The organism is Planomicrobium okeanokoites (genome assembly GCF_003428875.1).
Taxonomy (GTDB): Bacteria; Bacillota; Bacilli; order Bacillales_A; family Planococcaceae; genus Planococcus; species Planococcus okeanokoites.
The window spans coordinates 300,996-317,275 of sequence record NZ_QQRS01000002.1 but is presented as its reverse complement, the minus strand read 5'-3'; the positions used below and the strand labels follow the sequence as shown (position 1 = coordinate 317,275).

Here is a 16,280-nt window from a genome sequence, read left to right as displayed (position 1 = left end):
GAATTGATATGACCAATAAAACATTTAAAAAAACGATGATGACAGCCGCTATGGCTTTGACAGCGCTTGGTCTGACGGCTTGCGGCGAAGAAAGCGGCGGTTCTGCTGAATCATATCCAGAACGTGAAATTGAACTGACTATCCCGTGGTCTCCAGGTGGCGGCAGCGACATCGAAGGCAGACTGGTTGCTCAGCATACAGAACAAAACCTGGATACTTCGTTTGTTGTCATCAATTCTCCTGGAGTGGGCGGCACTGTGGGCCTTGAAGAACTGGCTGAGAAAGAAGCCAACGGCTATAATATAGGCCAAATCCATGAAGGGCTGCTGGTGGCACATCATACTGATATCACAACGATCAATTATGATACGTTCATACCGATTGCTGCGATGTCTTCTTCCGACCAGATTTTAGCGGTGCCGAGCGATTTCGAAGCAGATACCCTTGAGGAATTTGTGGCTTACGGCAAGGAAAATGAAATCCGTTTTGGCGGAACAGTGGCAGGCATTCCACGCGTATGGGTGGAGCAATTAGGTAAAGAGCTTGAGATCAACTACAACCTGGTGGGCTATGAAGGATTAAGTGAAGCGATCCAAGCACTTTCAGGCGGCCATATCGACGCAGCAATTGTCGATTATTCTTCTGCCAATGAATTTGTTGAAGCGGGCCTTATGAAATTTATCGCCATCGGTACGGATGAGCGAGTTGAAAACTTGCCGGATGTTCCTACTTTCCAGGAAGAAGGCTACGATATCAATATGAGCATCAACCGTGGTTATGTAGCACCTGAAGGAACAGATCCTGCAATCATCGAAGAACTGGCAGCAGCTTTTGAAGCAACTGCTGAGGACCAGGAATACATTGAAGCAGTCAATAATGTCGGATCGTCTGTCAATTACATGGGGCCAGACGCCTACCGCGAATACCTTGACAAACAAAATGAATTGATCAGCGAAATCGTCTCTGAAATTTCCGAGTAAGCAAGTTAGTCCTGCAGAAGTCATGTGCGGGGTGGAAGGAGGGTGAACTGACCCTCCTTTTTTTGCTAATGAGATCGTGGGCGAAAAAAATCAGAAAGCGGGATGGCATATGGGAGAAATAATAATTGGATTGGCCTTGATTGCCTTGGGCCTCATTATCTATGTACAGGGCGGTGACCTGCCTTCATTGAATGAAGCATTTTTCAATGCAGGTTCTTTTCCGAGACTGATAGCAGGGTTGCTGATTTTATTGTCACTCATCTTAATTCTTTCAAAAGTACTGGAATTGCGGAAGAGGAAGCCGGTTGAGGATAAAGTCAGCAACAAAGAAAAAATGGGTTCATTTTATCGAGAATACAGACTGGTCATTTTAACAACAGTGGTATTTTTCGTATATATCTTTTTGCTTCAGTTTATCGGCTTTGTCGTTTCTACGATCCTCTTCATTATCGGCGCTGCCATTTTAATCGGCTACCGGAAGCGAAAAGAAGTAATGACCATCTCCGCAGTCGCGGTAATTCTTACATTGACCATTTACTTCTTTTTCGAAAACGTGCTGTATGTCCGTTTTCCTTCAGGAATATTCATCTGAGAACAGCGAGAGGAGCTACTGAAAATGTCGGATTTATTTTTATTGGGAATTGCTGAAGTATTTCAGCTGCGAATTTTAATCGTCATTTTGATTGGGGTCGTTGTCGGCATTCTGGCAGGGCTGATTCCTGGATTTACTGTGGCGATGGCGATCGTCCTAACGTTGCCGCTCACATTCGGGATGGATCCGGTGGCGGGTGTGTCAGCAATGATTGGAGTCTTTGTCGGCGGTATGTCCGGCGGACTGATTACAGCAGCACTGCTCGGTATCCCGGGGACGCCATCGTCCATCGCTACAACTTTCGATGCTTATCCGATGTCGCAAAAAGGCGAGTCGGGCAAGGCATTGTCAATTGGAATCTGGGCTTCTTTCCTGAGCTCGATCATCAGCTTCTTCCTGCTGGTAAGCATCGCACCGCAAATATCGCGTTTTGCATTAATGATGGGTCCATGGGAAATGTTTTCTTTGATCGTTGTGTCCCTCACCATCATTGCGAGTGTCACTGGTGATTCCATTATTAAAGGGCTGATTGCAGGCTTATTCGGACTGCTGATTGCCACAGTCGGAGCGGATCCGATTACTGGTATTTCCCGCTTTTCGTTTGATTTGGCAACACTGCGGGCGGGGATCCCGTTCCTTGTCGTGCTGATCGGTATGTTCGCAATTTCCCGCCTGCTTCAATCTTTGGAAGCGAAGGAAATCAATAAAGACGATATCAAGCGCCAGGAAGACAAAATTAAGAATTTGAAGTTTGTCATGCGGCCGATAAAGACACTGATGGTTGTGTTGAAAAAGCCGGGTACGTTGTTCGGCGCTTCCACTATAGGTTCCATCATTGGTGCAATTCCAGGGGCGGGCGGCAGTATCGCCAACATCGTCGCCTATGACCAGGCGAAAAAATGGTCGAAGAATCCGGAGAAATTCGGCACCGGCTGCGAAGAAGGCATTATTGCCTCTGAAGCCGGCAACAACTCTACTGTCGGCGGTGACCTCATCCCAACGGTAGCCTTGGGTATTCCAGGCTCTGCCGTTACGGCAGTGTTATTGTCCGCATTGATGGTACATGGCATCACGCCAGGACCTTTACTAATCGTTAATGAACCGAATATCGTCGGTGGGATTTTCTTCGCCTTCCTGGTCGCATCTTTCTGGATGCTGATCACACAATTTTTGGGTATGAAGTATTTTATGAAAGTAACACAAATCCCGGTCCAAGTACTCGTGCCAGTCATTCTGGTATTGTGCGTGGTCGGTACTTTCGTACTTAATAACCGTTTTACTGATTTGTATATCCTTCTAGCTATGGGGTTGATCGGCTACATCTTTACCAAATATGATTTTTCTCTAGCCCCCGCTATTATCGGCGTCATCCTAGGGCCAATCGCCGAAGTGAATTTGCGGAGAGCCGCTATGGCAGACCCTGATTGGACGTTATTTTTCACCCGTCCGATTTCGCTCGTGTTCTTAATTCTAGCCGTCCTGTCAATTGTCTATACCGTTTGGCAGACGTACCGGACGAATTATCGCCTGAAAAAGTCAATGGGCGAGAAATAAATATAGGAAGAAGCTGTCGAGGAGATGCTCGACAGCTTTTTGTATGTGTTTAGCAAAGTTCATGGCTGACATACAATTGTAATAAACATGTCATCCGAAAAGATGGACTTTACTGCCTTTTAATGGGTATTCTTGAGATACGATACTGAAATGCGTGGATTTTTATTTGTATAATATTGTTAATGTCTTGGCCTAGAGACATTCAACAAGAAGTTCCAGCTGCAAATCAGTGTAAATAAAGCCTGTGGGGAGAGGTTCAGATGAAATACTCTATTTACCAGATGGACATTATAGCTGGAAAACCTGACGCGAATCGCATGAAGGTCAGACATTGGCTTGAAGCGGAGATGAAAGAGAATAAGCCCGATATTGTGGTGCTGCCCGAAATGTGGACGACCGCTTATACGCTGAAAGCCCTGGACAAAGTCGCCGATACCAACGGCGCAAAGACAAAGAGTTTCCTGAAGGAATTGGCCTTGACGTTCAAAGTGAATATTATCGGCGGTTCCGTCGCCAATCAGAAGGACGGCAAGTTTTTTAATTCATCTTTTGTTTTCTCGCGGAACGGCGACTTGGTGTATGAATACGATAAAGTCCATTTGGTGCCGATGCTCAATGAACATGACTTTCTGGCCGGCGGCGAAAAAGTGCCGGAAGTATTCGAACTTGAAGGCATCAAAATGGGGTTGATCATCTGCTACGATTTGAGATTCCCGGAAATCATCCGGAGCCTCGCGCTGGACGGTGCACAGGTTCTCCATGTCGTAGCCGAATGGCCGGCAGCAAGAACCCGCCACTGGAAGGTGCTGCAGACGGCACGGGCAATCGAAAACCAGATGTATGTGGTTTCCGCCAACCGTGTCGGTGAATATGACGGAGTGGAGTTCGCGGGAGCATCGATGGCCATTGATCCATGGGGAGACGTACTCCTTGAGGCAAGTGAAGAAGATGAAGAAACCTTATCAATTTCTCTGGATCTGGATAAAGTAGAGAAGGTGCGCAAAGAAGTGCCTATCTTTACCAGTCGCGTACCGCATTTATATAAGAAAGAAATATAAGGTGAACAGCCAATTTTATAGCCAATATCAACGCTGTTCCGATGGAAATTTCCGTCGGAACAGCGTTTTTTTATTCGGGGAAAATCCGCTGTTCGAATGCAATAAATGCGGGCGAAATCACCTCTGAATTACGCTCCTCAAAAAAATATTTTAAAAAATTTAAACAAAGTATAGTCCTAAAGAATCAGATTTTTCTATCAACTTTTTGAGCTCCCGCCATAGAGCGAACGAGCCCTTTAATTATAATAAAAAATTGCGGTTTTTAAAGGTGGTTTTTGCAGGTAGAAAAGCCTTTCGTAAGCCGTAATTTTAGAGAACCGGTTTGAAATCATAGGTAATTAAGCGTATAGTTGTGAACATGCGGCTTAGGTTATTTGGCACGAAAAGAGTTTATTTACATAGGTTTTTGTTTGATTGACGACAGAATAAGGCGGATTTTCTGCGTAGCATAAACAGCCTGCAAATAGATTGAGGCACAAGAGATTTTAAAAACTCTTACAGCCATGAGAAGCAAAAAAATGGTAAAAGAGGTGTATGAAACATGCCAGTCATAAAAGTGGACGGCTTGTCGAAAGTATTCGGCAAAAATGCAAAACAGGCTTTAAAGTTATTGGAAGCCGGCAAGACGAAAGAAGAAATACTGAAACAGACAGGCAGCACCGTCGGGGTAAACCGCGCTTCCTTTGAAGTGGAAGCGGGCGAGATTTTCGTCATCATGGGATTGTCTGGAAGCGGCAAATCGACATTGGTTCGGCTGCTCAACCGATTGATCGATCCGACGGAAGGCCATGTAATCGTAGACGGGGAAGACCTCGCGACGATGAACAAAAAAGACCTTCTGCGTGTGAGACGTACGAAAATGAGCATGGTATTCCAGAAATTCGCACTTTTCCCGTTCCGCTCGATCCTGGAAAATGCAGAATATGGCTTAGAAATACAAGGGATGGCGAAAGAAGAGCGGAGCCAAAAAGCCCGCAAGTCGCTTGAAATGGTTGGATTGGGCAATTATATCGAACAGTATCCAGCCCAGCTTTCCGGCGGAATGCAGCAGCGCGTCGGTTTAGCGAGAGCGCTTGCCAACGACCCGGAAGTCCTGCTGATGGACGAAGCGTTTTCGGCACTGGATCCGCTGATCCGCAAAGAAATGCAGGATGAATTGCTGGACCTTCAGGAAAAGATGAAGAAAACCATCATTTTCATCACGCACGACTTGGATGAAGCACTCCGCATCGGCGACAAAATCGCTTTGATGAAAGATGGCTCGATCGTACAGGTCGGTTCACCGGAAGAAATCCTGATGAACCCGGCAAACGATTATGTAGAGAAATTTGTTGAAGACGTGGACCGTTCAAAAGTCCTGACGGCTTACAACATCATGAAACGTCCGGAAACAGTCAACATCGAAAAACATGGCCCGCGGGTTGCGCTGGAACGGATGCAAAAAGAAGGCATCTCCAGCATTTACGTAACAGACGGCAAACGGAATCTGAAAGGCTATGTAACGGCGGATGACGCATCCACTGCACTCCGCAGTGATGTGACGAGCCTGATGGCGATTCTGAAAACAGATGCGCCGACCGTCACGAAAGATACGCTGATGAACGCCATCTTCGAAATCAGCCACAACTCGCCGGTACCGATTCCGGTCGTGGAAGACGGCAAATTGCTTGGGATCATCGTGCGCGGCGCGGTCATTTCAGCACTGGCAGGACAGGGTGAGGTGAATTTGACACATGCTTAACTTCATGGAGAACATCGAAAAATTGCCTTTAAGTTCATGGGTATCCGATTTTACAGGATGGATTTCCGACAGCTTCGCGTTCCTGTTCGATCCGATCAAAAATGAATTCGGGGACGGGCTGGAAAGTTTCGCCGACATGCTGGCGGCAGTGCCGCCGGTCATCGTCATCTTGATCGTTGCGGTCATTGCATTCTTCCTCAGCGGCAAACGATTTGGCCTTGCCGCGTTCTCGGTCGTCGGTTTGCTGCTCGTCTGGAACCAGGGGCTTTGGGAAGAGCTTATGCTGTCCTTCTCCCTGGTGCTCGTCGCCAGTCTGCTCTCGGTCATCATCGGTGTGCCGATCGGCATTCTGATGTCGAAGAGCAAAGTTGCCGAGAACATCATTACACCGGTTCTCGATTTCATGCAGACGATGCCCGCATTCGTTTACTTGATTCCTGCGGTCGCATTTTTCAGCATCGGGATGGTGCCCGGAATTTTCGCCTCCCTGATTTTCGCGACACCGCCGACGGTCCGGTTTACAAACCTCGGTATCCGTCAGGTATCGGAAGAATTAGTGGAAGCAGCCGACGCATTCGGCAGCACCGGTGCGCAAAAATTATTCAAAGTTGAATTGCCGATGGCCAAGACTACGATCATGGCCGGCATCAACCAGACAGTCATGCTGGCCTTGTCCATGGTGGTCATCGCATCGATGATCGGCGCACCTGGACTTGGCCGTGAAGTTCTCTCGGCTCTGCAGCGCGCAGACGTCGGAACCGGCTTTGTCGCCGGTCTTGGGATTGTCATCCTGGCAATCATCATCGACCGTTTCACGCAAAGCTTCTCGTTGAAAAAAGGAACGAACATCTGATCCAGCTGGAATTTTTCCTGAGTAGGGAAATACCATACAATTTTAAAGAAAAAGGAGATTGATCTATTTATGAAAAAAGCACAATGGAAACATTTAGGTTTAGCATTTGCAGTAACACCAATGATGCTGCTTGCAGCTTGCGGAGATGACGAAGCAACTACGGACGAAGGGACTGCCAGCGATTCAGGCGAAGTGAATTACGGCGAAGAAATGGACTATAAAATCACAGGCATCGAACCTGGTGCTGGTGTTGTAGCAGCTTCTGAAGCAGCTACTGAAGAATACGACAGCCTTGAAGGATGGGAAGTTGTAACTTCTTCAAGCGGCGCGATGGCGACTGCACTTGGCGAAGCGATCGACAACGAAGAACCGATCATCGTAACGGGCTGGAGCCCGCACTGGAAGTTCCAGAAATACGACCTGAAATACCTTGAAGATCCAGAAGGCGTTTTCGGTGGAGAAGAAGTAATCAAAACGATGGCACGTAAAGGGTTGGAAGAAGAAAATCCTGAAGCATTCAAAGTCATCGACCAATTCCAGTGGGAAACAGCTGACATCGAAAGCGTTATGCTGGAAGTTTCAAACGGTACGGCTGTAGAAGAAGCAGCGGCAGCGTGGATCGAAGAAAACAGCGACAAAGTGGCTGAATGGACGGAAGGCACTGAAACGGTTGACGGTACGGAAATCGAACTTGCATACGTGGAATGGGATACAGAAGTCGCTTCCACAAATGTACTTGGTCAAGTGCTTGAAGCTCAAGGCTTTGACGTAACATTGACTCCGCTTGACAACGCTGTAATGTGGTCGGCAGTGGCTGAAGGCCAGGCTGATGCAATGGTAGCTGCATGGTTGCCGGCAACACACGCATCACAGTTCGAAAAATACGGTGAAGATCTGGTAGACCTTGGTGAAAACCTGACAGGAGCTAAAGTTGGATTTGTTGTCCCTTCTTATATGGACATCGATTCAATCGAAGATCTGCAGCCAGCTGAATAAGGGAATAAAAGATGACCGAACCTCTGAGAGATTTTTTCTTGGGGTTCGGTTTTTTTGTGCGATTTTACAAAATGAGCATTAAGCTTAAAAGTTGACTAGGTTGGCGAAGCAAAATACTACTTAGTAGAGAAGGGTAAACAACTTTTATTTCAATTTCTCTTGTTTCTAATAAACAATGCATACAAAGAATCTTTGGTTTAAGGACATATATATAATTATTTAAATAGTTGATATATTCTTTATTATAAGAAATTTAATGAAGAAAGGATGTGTGCTGATGTTCGATTTAGAAATTATCAATGCAAATGTTGTTACTCCGACAAATACTTATAAAGGGTCCATATCAATAAAAGATGGTGTTATTGCGGCAATCAGTGAATTTCCTTTAAATAATTCAGTTAGAACGATTGATGCAGAAGGCCTGCATTTGGTTCCAGGTATGGTGGACCAACATGTGCATTTTATGGATCCGGGTGAAACGAGCCGTGAAGACTTTATTTTTGGGTCCTCAGCCGCGGCCATTGGCGGGATAACTACGGTTGTTGAACATACCCATGCCGTGCCGGTCAGAACGGTGGAAGGGTTCAACGGTAAAATCGAACATTTAAAGGATCGCTCGCTTGTCGATTATGCTCTAACTGCTCATGTTTTTCCGGAAGATTTGGGCAACTTACGTGCATTATGGGAAAGTGGCGTAAAACTATTTAAAATTTTTACATGCACCACGCACGGCATACCCACATTAAATAATGACGAATTGTTTAGAGCTTTTAAAGAGATTGCCTCTTTTGATGGACGTTGTCTCGTGCACTGCGAAGATGATGCTATCACAGAAGGGAACGAAATTCGTTTAAAGGAACAACATCGTTTTGATAATGGCATTGTATCGGAGTGGCGTTCGGATATTGCGGAAGAAGTGGCTGTTGCCAATGTAGCATTGATGGTCCGGATGACTGGTGTTACTGCCACCATTGCACACGTCAGCCATCCTTTTGTAATTGATCTGATTAAAAGAGAACAAGCTCATGGGGCAAAACTTTACGCAGAGGTTTGTCCTCAATATTTATTTTTGAATGAAAAAGATGTATTGGAGAATGGGCCTTTTGCTAAATTTACACCACCCGCGAGAACTGAAGAACAGTCAAAAGAGCTAATGGATCTATTGAATAATGGGAATATCCAAATATTATCTACTGACCATGCACCTTCAACAATTGAGCAAAAAAAAGCAGGTACTATATGGGATTGCAATTTCGGCTTACCGGGAGTAGAAACAACATTACCTGTAATGTTGAACTATGTTAACGAAGGTAAAATCAACTTACAGAGAGTGATTGAAGTCTTCTCGGAAATGCCTGCAAAAGTTTTGAATATGTATCCCCGTAAAGGTTGTATCTCTATCGGATCCGATGCCGATATAGTATTGATCGATTTGAAACGGAAATGGACAATTCGAAATGAAGATATTGTTTCCAAAGCTGGTTGGTCTCCTTATGACGGTGTAGAAATTACTGGTAAACCAGTAACTACAGTTGTTCGCGGAAATGTAGTAGTTGAAAATGGGGAAATTGTTGGTGAACCTGGTGTGGGTAAACATGTGGAGCAAGTAAATAAGAGTTTTGTTTTATAATATCTGACATATAAACGAAAGTTAGAATGGAACCCAATAAAAGTTTGAGGAGGAGTTTTTATGAGTATTGCTGTTATCGCTATTGATTTGCACAGGGGACACTTGGATCCATCGGTAGCAACTATGCCGTTGCCTGAAGAAAAGTGCAAACAGGTAATTGAAGAAAACCGGATTTTCTTTAATGAATGCCGCAAATCAGGCATTCCAATTATACATTTACTTACACAGTATCGCTCGGCCGAGGAAATCTTATCGAACCCTGCCTGGAAAGAGCGTTCTGAAGATCCAAATGCAACCAGAAAAAATGTTGCAAACCACAATATTGAAGGTATGCCTGGAGTTGAAGTCATTCCGGAGCTTTTGGAATCACAGGATCTGATTGTGGATACGAAGAAGCGCTATGATTGTTTTGTTGCCACCGATTTGGAATTTGTTCTTAAATCAAAGGGAATCAAAACTTTATGGATTACCGGAGTGAATACTAACAGCTGTTGTCTGGCTACTTCTATAGATGCATCATGCAATGATTATGCAGTAACGATGGTTTCAAATTGTGTAGATACAATGGATGGTATTGAATTTCATGAAGCCGCGTTAATGGTTTTTGAACGCGCATTTGGCAAAGTGAAAACTAGTGATCAATTAATCGAGGAACGACAAAAAAATTCACATGCTATTTAAAAATTATTGGAATAGAACTTAAATTGAATTCGAAAATAAAACCCTCCTATAAAAGGAGGGTTTTATTGGTTGGTAAAAAGTGGATGAGAAGTAGTTGTTTTCGCTGTAATTCCTCATTAAACGGAGAAATTCCTATAAGATTACATATTGGATTATTCTAAATTAATTGAAAATAGTCGGCGAAAAAGAATTATAATAGAAGAACAAAGTTTTGATTAACTTCTTTAGGATGTTCAATCAATGTAAGCAAGAAAGTGAATAAGGGGGATCTATATGATTACTGTGCAGGATATACTCAATGCCGAGGTTTTTAAAGACAGTCAGGTTATAGCTGGAAGAAATGGGCTATCGAGGGAACTATCAACTATAACGATTGCGGAGGTACCGGATTCCGCTAATTGGCTGAGGGGGGGAGAACTGGTGTGCACAACCGCTTTTTTTGTCAGCAATCAGGTGACCCATCAGCAGGAGTGGATTGAAAGCATTATCGGTAACGGGGCCTCTGCGCTTGTGATTAAAGCAAGTCGCTTTTTGGGTGTGGTGCCAGAGGCTATTGTGGAGGTGGCAAACCGCCATCATTTCCCAATTATCAGCGTAGCACATGAAGTAACATGGCCGGTCGTCATTGAAGAATTCATGGACTTCTTTATGAACGAAAGAATGAAAATAATGCAGCAGGTGGAAGAAATTCAAAGTGATTTGACTAGCCTGGTGCTGGAAAACGCAAGTCTCGACACAATTGTTGGACGTATCGCTCAATTGATAGGAAACCCGGTAATTCTGGAGGATGCGAACCTGCAAATGATTTCCGCTGGCATTCCCAAGTCCGATTTGACAGCTTTCGAGATTGAGGTGTTGGAAGAACGAAAGACGGAGGACTTTAAAAGCAGAATAGTCAACACGAAATTTTATCGAAACATTCACCAGGGTGTGGTAGATACCCAACAGGAAACTATCATCAGCCAAAAAGATGAAAAGCGAATCAAAAATATCATGATTCCCGTTTATTCGAATAAGAGCATATACGGTTACTTATCGATGATTGATCTTAAAAATCCTCATCTGCCGATTGACAGAATCATTTTAAAGACTTCGACTACTGCACTGGCATTGTCCTTGATGCAACAGTATGTAAATAAGCAGACCTTCCGGAAGAAAAACCTGGCATTAATCGAGGACATCATCAGCGGCCGGATTCACACGAAAGTGGTTTATGATGAGGATTTTCTGGACATCAACTGGTCTAATCCGATGGCAGCAATAATGATTGAAGTCGTTGGATTTAATGAAGATGGCAACAGGGTTAATGATCAGTATGAAGAGCTGATATACCGTATGACACAAAACCATCTTAAGAAATATTTTGGGCAAGTGATTATAGGTAACGTAGGTTCTTTGTTTACTGTCCTGGTATCATTCAATCCGAAAAAAGTGAAGGAAATGCCTTCTGTTCTGAAAGAGATAATCGGAAAATTAAAAAGTGATTTAGAAGAACAGTTCGGCAAAGAAAAAGTGCTAATAGGAGTCGGAGGAGCATATACAACTTTGAATTTGGTCAGCAGAAGTTATAAAGAAGCGAATATGGCCCTGTCAGTCGTAAGGAAATTCATATGGAAAGGGACGCTGATGTTTTCAGATGATATTGGTATCTATCGAATCTTCTCAATGATTGAGAATCATGAAGAGATAGAAGATTTTTGCAACAGTTATCTGGAAGATTTGAAAAAATACGATAAGGAACACGGCAATGTTCTTTTGGAAACGTTGCACGTATTCCTGCTAAGTGACAGCAGCATAAAAGCGACGGCCGAGAAAATGTTTCTTCATCCGAATACCGTCTCTTATCGAATCAAAAAAGTGAAAGGGATAATTGGCAATGAGTTGAATTCTCCAGAGTTCAAACTGGCTTATTTATTTGCGTTGGAATCGAATATCTTATTGAATCAATGAATTAGTTTGTCGTGTTGCAACAATGGATAAGCCACATCTTTGTTCCTGAACAATATATATATCCGTTTGATTTATTGGTATATTTTAAAAAATCAAAAAATTAGATGGGGGAATTCGATGATTATTGATACGCATCATCACATCATACCGAAAAATATCGTGGATTTAGTGCGTAAAGGCGACAGCCGCTTTGATGCGGAGGTACAGACAATTGATGGGCAGGAGTGGATGATCCACAAGCAAGGCTATAAATATCCCTTATTTAATAAGTTTTATGATAGCGCTTCCAAGAAGGAAGATATGAAGACAGGAAAGCTTGATAAAATCATACTGTCACCTGCGCCACCTACTTTCAATTACTGGTTAAATGACACAACGGCAAAAGAAGTGGCTATTCTGGTAAACGATGGAATTGCTGAAATGATGGCCGAAAATACGCAAGTGTATAGGGCAATGGCTACGGTACCGATGCAGAACCCGCAACTGGCAGTCCGGGAACTGGAACGAGTGCATAAAGAATACGGTATCAAGGCCGTCGAGCTGGGCACTTCGATTGAAGGCGTGAATTTGGATGATCCGAAATTCCTGCCTTTTTTTGAGGCCGCTGATGACATGGGCATCACTTTATTCCTTCATCCATACTATGTAGGGGATAAATCCGGTTTATCCAAATACTACTTTACCAATCTGATTGGGAACCCGTTAGATACGGCGGTTGCAGCTGGCAGCCTGATTTTTGGCGGAGTGCTGGATCGCTTTAAAAACCTGAAAGTAATGTTGGCCCATGGAGGCGGCTACATGCCATATCAAATTGGGCGGTTTGACAAAGGATACCGCGAAAGAAAAGAAAGCAGAACTTGCGAAAATCTGCCTTCCTCCTATTTAAATAGATTCTATTTCGATACTTTAACATTCTCACCAAAACCTTTGGAATTTCTCGTGAACCTTGCAGGAGAAGATAACGTAGTATTGGGAAGCGATTATCCTTTTGACATGGGGACGCTGACTCCGGTGGACATTGTAAACGAATGTAATTTCTCGGAGGAAGTAAAAGCAAAGATTTTAAGCAAGAATGCGGAAGTTTTATTCGATTAATCGAAGGAAGGAGGAGCTTCTATGAAGGTTGCGTCGATTCAAGTTCAAGCCAATGACTTAAAGGACTTTCAAAAAGCATGGGCTAAACTCGAAGATCATATTTTGAAAGCATCAAAAGAGAATGATCTCATTCTGGTGCCGGAATGTGCATTCCCCGCTTACTTCCTGAACCGCGAGGAAGGAGATCTTGATTTTATTCTTAGTAAAGGAGATGAATACCTGGCTAGGATAAAACAGCTCGCAAAAGATCAGAAAGTATACATTGCTTACGGTTATGCAGAAAAGTCAGAGGAAATCGTCTATAACTCGGCAATATTAATTGATCGCAATGGAGAAGAAGTTATTAAGAAACGTAAATCCTTCCTCTGGCATTTCGACAGTGTTTGGTTTACTGCCGGAGACGACGTAGCAGTCGCTGACACAGAATTCGGGAAGGTCGGCCTTGTGGTTTGTGCGGATGCGAGAATGCCGGAGATAGTTAAACTGGCAGCTTTGCAAGGCGCCAAATTCATTATCGACTTGGCAAATCTCACCGCGACGGGACCTGACATTTCTGGACTGCACAACGTGCAGAGCGCGTATATGCTGTCTGTTCGGGCTTTGGAAAATCAAGTCTGGCTGGCTGTTTCTGATAAATGGGGTGTAGAGGCAAATTCGATAACCTACGCTGGACGGTCAGGAGTATTCGCTCCAGATGGAACGTGTGTCCATCAAGCGGGTTCCGATAGTGATGAAATCGTTTCTGTTGAAATTCCTACCGATCTAAGCGGTCGAATCCTTTCACCAAATGAAGCTTTGGGAATCACCAGAGAACCTTTGCTGTATAAAACTTTGGTAGCGGAACCGGAGTCATTGCCAATCATGGAGATCCTGGAGGAAAAAGTAGTTCCTGCAGATATTACGCCGTTCATTTCTGTCGCAGCCGGAGATTTTGAGGAACCGGAAAAATACCTTCAAATGATTTCGCGGCTAAATCATCAAGGCGGGCAAATAATTTGTATGCCTCCAGTAAGTTTCCCGATTTCAAAAAGTGCGGTTAGCAGCATTTTAGAGAAAGATACGACGGCAATCTGTACTGAGGATAATTTGGATGGCACGATGACCAGTTTTCTCATAACAAGTGAAGGCATACAGGATATTTATGATACCTTACACAATGGCAAATTAATAACAGTAACGCCGCCAGTTTTTAAAACAAGGTGGGGCAGAATTGGCATCATGCATAATAAGGAAGCGTTGATCCCTGAATATCCAAGAACATTGATGCTGTTGGGAGCCGATTGTCTTGTCTGGCCAAACCGGCTGCAACATTCAGTTGCAAGCAATGTTGGCCGTACAAGGGCTGCGGAGAATCGAATGTTTATAGTATCGGCCCAAGCCGAAGCAGCACAGAAGGCGGTCAGCCAAATTATAGATCCTGCCGGGGCGGTAATCGCTTCCACCCTAAGCAGCGAGAAAGTACATGCAGCAAGCGGCTTTGCATCATTTACGTTGAGCCGGGTGAAAGAAGTAGTGCCCGGAACCAGTGTTGTGAAAAGTCGCAGGCCGAACTTTTATGGAGGTCTTGTGAATGAAGAAAATAGAGCAGTTCATTAATGGAGATCCATTTGTCTCTGATTCCGGAAAATACTTTTCGGTTATTAATCCAAGCACGAAGGAAATAATTGCAGAAGTGGCTGAAGGCAATGAAACAGACGTTAACAAAGCAGTAGAAGCCGCAACGTTAGCTTTTCAAACATCTGATTGGGCAGTGAACAAAGATTTACGCTACCGCGTGCTCAACCGCTTCGCCGCTATTTTAAGAGAATCATTACCAGAGCTGGTCGAGCTGGAAAGCATGATGACCGGCAGGCCGATCAGAGAAATGAAGGCGCAGCTGAGCCGCCTACCTGAGTGGTACGAATACTATGCAAGCGTATTAAAGACATTGGATGATTTTTCGCCACCTTTTGGCGAAGGATTTGTTAATTACACCACCCGAATTCCGCTGGGTGTGGTGGCTTTGGTTGCACCGTGGAATCATCCGTTATTAATCCTTACGAAAAAATTGGCGCCTGCCCTGGCAGCCGGCAATGCAGTCGTTATTAAGCCGTCAGAAAACACACCGTTGACGACATATTTTTTAGCAGAACTGGCAAAGGAAGCTGGCGTGCCGAACGGTATTCTGAATGTGGTGCAGGGATACGGCAATGTTGTGGGGAAAGCACTGATTTCGCATAAAGCAATTGAAAAAATTGATTTAACTGGCGGAACGGAAACAGGCAGGCAAGTAGCTGCAATAGCAGGTTCCAACCTGGCAAAAGTTTCCGCTGAACTGGGCGGCAAAGCTTCGGTGCTGATTTTGCCGGATGTTGATTTGGACGAAGCTGTCAATGGCGCGGCTTTTGCATCCTTTATCGCTGCAGGACAAACTTGTGTGCAGGGATCCCGGATTTTAGTGCCTGCCTCGCTCCATGACGAATTTGTGGAGCGATTTATAAAAAAGGTAGAAGGATTAGTGATTGGTGATCCGAAAAACGTCGAAACAGATATCGGCCCGGTCATTTCGGAAAAACAATACAACCAGATTTTAAACTACATTCAAATCGGTATCGACGAAGGCGCTAAATTAGCTTATGGCGGCGGAGCACCTGCTGATGAAAAGACGCCACCGGGTTTCTATATTACGCCAACCATTTTCACGCAAGCGGATAATTCAATGCGCATTGCCCAGGAAGAAATTTTCGGGCCGGTCACTTGCATCATTAAATACAATGATATCGAGGATGATTTAATTCCGTTGGCAAATGGCACGGAAATGGGATTGGCGATGTCGATCTGGACCAATAATATCCGTGATGCTCATTGGCTCGCGAATCAACTCGAAGCCGGCATCATCTGGATAAATGATCATCACCGTATTGACCCTTCTTCTCCTTGGGGCGGCTTTAAAGACAGCGGCATTGGCTCGGAAAACAGTATTCAGTGCTATAAGGATTATACAAAAATCAGGAACGTCATCGTCAATACCAGCAGAACTGCATTTGATTGGTTTGATGGCTCAGGGCAAGTTAAAAGGTACAGCTGAACTTGGTTCAGTGGACGCTGTCCATAGGCGAAGAAGAAGATACTATCTTTTTCTTGAATTTTTCACAAAACCGATTTTGAAAG

General features: G+C 44.3%; 13 protein-coding genes. All 13 read left to right on the top strand.

Annotated elements, in window-relative coordinates; translation table 11 throughout:
• Positions 1–8: 8 nt before the first annotated feature.
• The 13 genes from D2910_RS06425 to D2910_RS06365 all read left to right on the top strand — a co-directional run bounded on the left by D2910_RS06425 (position 9) and on the right by D2910_RS06365 (position 16,197).
• Positions 9–980, top strand: a complete 972-nt coding sequence (locus D2910_RS06425) for a Bug family tripartite tricarboxylate transporter substrate binding protein (RefSeq protein ID WP_117312804.1) — start codon at positions 9–11, stop codon at positions 978–980.
• A 109-nt stretch (positions 981–1,089) separates the two neighbouring features.
• A complete protein-coding gene (locus D2910_RS06420; RefSeq protein ID WP_133299076.1) occupies positions 1,090–1,572 on the top strand; it encodes a tripartite tricarboxylate transporter TctB family protein in 483 nt (160 codons plus the stop codon).
• 24 nt (positions 1,573–1,596) lie between these two features.
• The gene (locus tag D2910_RS06415; RefSeq protein ID WP_101801290.1) at positions 1,597–3,126 is read left to right on the top strand and encodes a tripartite tricarboxylate transporter permease; all 1,530 of its coding nucleotides are present in this window, start codon (positions 1,597–1,599) and stop codon (positions 3,124–3,126) included.
• A 260-nt stretch (positions 3,127–3,386) separates the two neighbouring features.
• Complete coding sequence (locus D2910_RS06410) at positions 3,387–4,184, top strand: carbon-nitrogen family hydrolase (protein WP_117312803.1); 798 nt, start codon at positions 3,387–3,389, stop codon at positions 4,182–4,184.
• Between the two features lie 541 nt (positions 4,185–4,725).
• Positions 4,726–5,925 carry a quaternary amine ABC transporter ATP-binding protein gene (locus D2910_RS06405; protein ID WP_117312802.1) on the top strand — a complete coding sequence of 400 codons (1,200 nt, stop codon included), beginning with the start codon at positions 4,726–4,728 and terminating at the stop codon, positions 5,923–5,925.
• On the top strand, positions 5,918–6,778 hold the full coding sequence (locus tag D2910_RS06400) for an ABC transporter permease (RefSeq protein WP_117312801.1): 861 nt from the start codon (positions 5,918–5,920) through the stop codon (positions 6,776–6,778). The genes D2910_RS06405 and D2910_RS06400 overlap by 8 nt, the downstream gene beginning before the upstream one ends.
• A 69-nt stretch (positions 6,779–6,847) precedes the next feature.
• On the top strand, positions 6,848–7,774 hold the full coding sequence (locus D2910_RS06395; RefSeq protein ID WP_117312800.1) for a glycine betaine ABC transporter substrate-binding protein: 927 nt from the start codon (positions 6,848–6,850) through the stop codon (positions 7,772–7,774).
• Between the two features lie 277 nt (positions 7,775–8,051).
• Positions 8,052–9,404 carry a dihydroorotase gene (locus D2910_RS06390; RefSeq protein ID WP_117312799.1) on the top strand — a complete coding sequence of 451 codons (1,353 nt, stop codon included), beginning with the start codon at positions 8,052–8,054 and terminating at the stop codon, positions 9,402–9,404.
• 60 nt (positions 9,405–9,464) lie between these two features.
• On the top strand, positions 9,465–10,085 hold the full coding sequence (locus D2910_RS06385) for a cysteine hydrolase family protein (RefSeq protein ID WP_117312798.1): 621 nt from the start codon (positions 9,465–9,467) through the stop codon (positions 10,083–10,085).
• A gap of 273 nt (positions 10,086–10,358) precedes the next feature.
• Entirely contained in the window at positions 10,359–12,035 is a 1,677-nt protein-coding gene (locus D2910_RS06380) for a PucR family transcriptional regulator (protein ID WP_117312797.1), read from the top strand.
• Positions 12,036–12,152: 117 nt separating this feature from the next.
• Positions 12,153–13,130, top strand: a complete 978-nt coding sequence (locus D2910_RS06375; protein ID WP_117312796.1) for an amidohydrolase family protein — start codon at positions 12,153–12,155, stop codon at positions 13,128–13,130.
• A 21-nt stretch (positions 13,131–13,151) separates the two neighbouring features.
• Positions 13,152–14,726, top strand: a complete 1,575-nt coding sequence (locus D2910_RS06370; RefSeq protein WP_117312795.1) for a nitrilase-related carbon-nitrogen hydrolase — start codon at positions 13,152–13,154, stop codon at positions 14,724–14,726.
• A complete protein-coding gene (locus D2910_RS06365) occupies positions 14,701–16,197 on the top strand; it encodes an aldehyde dehydrogenase (RefSeq protein ID WP_117312794.1) in 1,497 nt (498 codons plus the stop codon). Before D2910_RS06370 ends, D2910_RS06365 begins: the two co-directional genes overlap by 26 nt.
• Positions 16,198–16,280 lie beyond the last annotated feature (83 nt).